Origin of the sequence: Massilia sp. TS11, assembly GCF_022012445.1 — a bacterium.
Lineage (GTDB): Bacteria > Pseudomonadota > Gammaproteobacteria > Burkholderiales > Burkholderiaceae_D > Telluria.
On record NZ_JAKLTS010000038.1, the window covers coordinates 1 to 1,047 of the forward strand.

General features: G+C 56.6%; 1 protein-coding gene and 1 pseudogene. Both read right to left on the reverse strand.

What is annotated here, in order from left to right; translation table 11 throughout:
• On the reverse strand, window positions 1-684 hold a 684-nt coding region (locus LZ005_RS21515), incomplete at its 3' end, for a DDE-type integrase/transposase/recombinase (protein WP_237811102.1).
• Window positions 681-1,013 (reverse strand): annotated as a pseudogene (locus LZ005_RS21520) (transposase). The pseudogene LZ005_RS21520 and the gene LZ005_RS21515, both read right to left, overlap by 4 nt.
• Window positions 1,014-1,047: the final 34 nt, after the last annotated feature.

Genomic DNA, 1,047 nt, shown 5'->3' on the forward strand with positions numbered 1-1,047 from the left:
GCATTGCTCTTTCAAAGTCCGAATCACACGCTCGACCATACCGTTCTGTTGCGGGCAATGCGGGGTGATGAATTCCTGGCGCAAGCCATAACTGCGGACCAAGGCAGTGTAGCTTCGACTGGTGAAAACGAGTCCATTGTCCGATCGCAGCAAGAATGGCGCGGTCACTTTGCCCAGCGTTCCATAGCGGGCAATGAGGGCTTGTTCTAATGCAGACTCCGCCGTCTTGGCTTTGCCGGATCGCGACAAATGCCAGCCCAACAATTCGCGGGTATGGCAATCGATCACCAGGGCCAGCACGGCCCAGCCATCGCGGCCAGCCCAAACCCGGCACATGTCGGTCGACCAGCGCTCATTCGGCGCCGAGGCCACGGAAGGCAAAGCTTGCACGCGCGGCCGAAAGCCGATGGGTCGTTTCTTCACTTGCCAGCCACGCAGTTGAAAGATGCGCTGGACCGTGTTCTTGTTGAAGCCAAGCAGGCCAGCGACGGTGCGGTAGCCGAATGACGGTTCTTCTGTAATCATCGCCTTGATCGGATCAGCGAAGCGCGGCTGCACTTTCGGCGCACCCTTCACAGGCTTGTAGTACACGGTCCGGCGCGGCATCCCGAACCACTGGCAGAGCTTATTGATCGAAACTTTAAAACCGTCTTCAGCAAGTCCCTGGCGGATCGTTTCGATCATTTCTCGTCCTCGCCCAACAGGGATGCCAGCTTTTTTCTGGCACGCAATTCAAGCATCGCTTCGCCGTACGCTTCCTGAAGCTCCTTGATTTGCCGCTCGTACTGTTCTTTGACGTCGAGCGGCTTCGCACGCAACGCGTTCTCCATGCCACGCCGGCCTTAATCGACCCATTCTTCGATTTCGGACGGCGGGATGTCGAAGGCCCGACTGGCCTCGGCAACGCTCGTTTTACCCTGAATAATTTCAGTGACCAGCGCCGCTTTACGCTTGGCTGTCCACCGCTTGAACTCTTCTTCCATAACCATGCTCATGTGACTTCCTTTCAGAATTATCACCTGAGCAGGAATTCACTGGGTCGTTACA